Annotated in this window: 2 protein-coding genes; one reads left to right on the top strand and one right to left on the bottom strand. The window is 61.9% G+C overall.

The window, feature by feature from the left end:
* Positions 1–859: 859 nt before the first annotated feature.
* Complete coding sequence (gene yddG / locus EHS19_RS05500) at positions 860–1,906, bottom strand: aromatic amino acid DMT transporter YddG (RefSeq protein WP_151916782.1); 1,047 nt, start codon at positions 1,904–1,906, stop codon at positions 860–862.
* A gap of 279 nt (positions 1,907–2,185) precedes the next feature.
* On the opposite strand from yddG, the gene EHS19_RS05495 reads away from it, so the two are divergent.
* Positions 2,186–3,229, top strand: coding sequence for a glycerophosphodiester phosphodiesterase family protein (locus EHS19_RS05495; RefSeq protein ID WP_151916781.1), 1,044 nt, complete (start codon positions 2,186–2,188; stop codon positions 3,227–3,229).
* Positions 3,230–3,343: the final 114 nt, after the last annotated feature.

Genomic DNA, 3,343 nt, shown 5'->3' with positions numbered 1-3,343 from the left:
ATCCTTGCGCTACGAGGCCTGTTAGCGCAAAGATTCTACGAACTCCGGGCAAATCCCGAAAAATCCTTGCGCAAAGCAAGTGTGCAAAGGAAGCACGAGCGAAGAGCAAGCGAGTGCAAGCGAAAAAGGTAGAGAAAGAAAGGTAGAGAAAGAAAGAAGAAAGAAGAGAGAAAGAGAGAAGAGAAAGGTAGAGAAAGGCGCAGGAGGGGAGTCAGAGAAGGACACCAGAGCAGGGACACCACTTGGCTCTAGTTCCATGGTTCTTCTTGGTCGATGAGCATCCTACCCGAAAAGCATCCTACCCGAAAAGCGCCCTTCCCCTACCATTCCAACGGCTCGGTAACGAACCACCACACAGATAACGACAGAAGCGCCTAAGAGACAGGCCGCTACCTTCTTATGCGCGACATTGGTTGCCAATTGGCAACCAACATGCCATTGGCGACAACGGCTCACCGGCGGGAAGTAGCGGCGTTGAAAATGACGGCATCTTGTACCACACTTCTTCTGATTCTCCAAATCCGCTGTCCGCAGAGCCTTGGGTTGTGCACGATTTGTCCCCATGTTATCCACCAAGTTATCCCATATTGTGGATAGTTTGGTGGATTATGCACAGAGTTATCCCCGAAATGTGGATAACCCACTTTTTCTATCCACAGTCGCGGCATCCGCGTGTCGCACAGTTGATGTCACAGTAAACGCACGATGAAGTGCCGCGCCGCACATCCACAAACGATCAGCAATCCGCGGCCGGCGATTCACAATTCACAATCTGCAATCCACCGTCAGCAATCAGCAATCAGCAACCGGTACCCAGTACCCAGTACCCAGTACCCAACAACCAACAACCAACAACCAATCAATGCCGACGCGACGAAATCCACCAGTTCAGCAGCGAGCCGGCGGCAACCAGCAGCGCCCCGCACCAGAACGGCACCGACAGCGCCAATCCAAGCAACAGCGCACTCGCCGCAGTGGACAGCACCGGAGTCGCGTAGCTTGCTATCGCCAGCGTGCGCATGCTGCCGTGCAGAATCCCATGCCCCCAGCAGGCGTATCCACCTGCGATCGAAGCGGCAGCGCCGACCAGCGCCAGCCAGCCCCAGATCGACGGCGCGACGGGCGGCCACCCCTGCCCGGATGCAAAATGAATCACCCACAACGCCACAGCCACCAGCGGAAAGAACACCGACGTGCCGTCCTTGCCCCGCGCCATCGCCGGCGTGAACACGGCATACACCGACCACGCGGACGCGCCGGCGAATGCCAGCAGATACGGCAGTGGATTCGCGGCGATATGGCTCGCCGCCTGCGCCCAATCCAAGCCGCTGTTGCCACCCACCGCAAGCACCACGCCGGCGGTCGCCACGATCGCGCCGGGCAGCACGCGCGCCACGGAACGCATACGGCCGGACGAGGGCGGAAACACCGCGGCCGTCAGCAGCACCATCATCGTCGGCCACAGATAGTTCACCAGACTCACCTCGACCGACGACGCAGCCGAACTGGCCAGACCGATCGACAGCGAAATCGCGGACTCGTAGAACACGAACAGCAGACCGCCGACGAGCAGGTAGCGGCGCGGATACGAGCGCAGCGGCGCGGGGCGATGGAAGATCATCAGCAGCACGATGCCGACCGTGTAGATCAGCGCCGAGCCAAGCGTCGCGCCGAACGAATCGGCGACCACGCGCACCAGCCCGGTCATCATGCTCCACAGCACGATCGCCATCAGACCGACCTTCGTGGCGCGCGACGAGATCACATGGCCGCCGTCGGTGTGTGATGCGGCTCGGGCGCCGCTGGAGCCGGCCTCGCGAGTTTCGCCGTCGGCATGAACCTCGGCATCGGTGTGAACCTCGGCATCGGTGTTGGCATGGTGATCCGACTGTGGCGCGCGGGTCATGGGCACTCCTTTCCGTATCCGTTGCGATATGCTGCGATCTGCTGCGATCTGTTCTGATTCGTTCCGTGTATTCCTTCAGTTGCGAAAGTTCCGTCAATTGCGCAAGTTCCGCCAATAGCGTCATTGTAAGCCGCTGTTGCCTGCGGCCATGCCGTGGACTAGTCTCGATAGCAAATTGTGCACTGCGTGCGCTGTATGCGCTGCATCGCGCTGCGTGCGCCGCACTGCCGCGCATAGCAACAATGCCGCGCAGCAGCAGTGCCGTCGTAAGGAGGAATCATGTCATCCAGCAAGTTCGTTCGCCGCGCGCTGGTCGGCGGCGCGCTCGCCGCGGGGGCGGCGTTGTGGGCGGTCCGTCCGCGTTCGTTCGGCGACAAGCAGAAGCATTTCGTGCCGTCGGTGCCGGAGGCGTGGTATGCGCATCGCGGCCTGCATGATGCCGGTTCCGGCCTGACCGAGGAGTATGCGGTGGAATCGGCGGCCTACGTGGCGCTGGCCCGCAGCATGGCGATCAAGGCCGGCTATGGTTCGGCGGCTGAATCGGGGCCGATCGCGCCGGAGAATTCGCTGGCGTCGTTTGCGGCGGCCTGCGAGGCCGGATTCGGCATCGAGCTTGACTTGCAGCTGACGCTGGATGGTCAGGTCGTGGTCGTGCATGATCCCGATCTGATGCGCGTTGCGGGCGATCCGCGTCGCATCGAGGATTTGACGTATGACGAGCTGACGCGCATCCCGCTGTTTCCTGCGCCGGCGGAGCCGGGCGACGCGGTCGCACATCCGCTGCCGAAGTCGCAGATGAATCCGCCGCTGGTCACCACGCCCGACGCCGCGCCGGACGGCTACTATCAGCATGTGCCGCTGTTTGCGGACGTGCTGCGTGTGGTCGCCGGCCGCGTGCCGCTGATCGTCGAATACAAGTTCGACGACAACGCCGCGTGGGATGAGCGCTGCGACGAGCTGATGGAGAAGGGCGACGAGCTGCTGCGCGCATATGACGGCGCGTATGTGATCGAATCGTTCAATCCGCGCGCGGTGGACTGGTACCGTCAGCATCGCCCGGAGGTGTGCCGCGGTCAGCTGGCCGAGGGCGCGCCGGTGAGCAATCCGGGCGCGTGGGCGGCCGGTCTGCTGGCATTCGACTGGCTGTCTCGCCCGGATTTCGTCGCCTACGACTGGCATGGCGGCAACAGCCCGCAGATGCGTGCCACTCGCGCGTTGGGCGCGACGGCCGTCTCATGGACGGTGCGTTCCAGCGATGAGCTCGCCGAATGCGACGACTGGTTCGACCGCCACATCTTCGAGGCGTTCGTTCCGCGCCGGTAGCGCTGTTTGACTAGTGTCCTGCGTCAGAAATTCGTTGACGAATTCACTACCCCTCAGTCCCGCTTCGCGGTCCAGCTCCCCTGACAAGGGGAGCCAACATTATAATCAGCGAAC

Source organism: Bifidobacterium jacchi, from assembly GCF_009078285.1.
GTDB classification, from domain to species: domain Bacteria; phylum Actinomycetota; class Actinomycetes; order Actinomycetales; family Bifidobacteriaceae; genus Bifidobacterium; species Bifidobacterium jacchi.
Note: the sequence above shows the minus strand (reverse complement) of the source record. Positions and strands in the feature narration are given on the sequence as shown.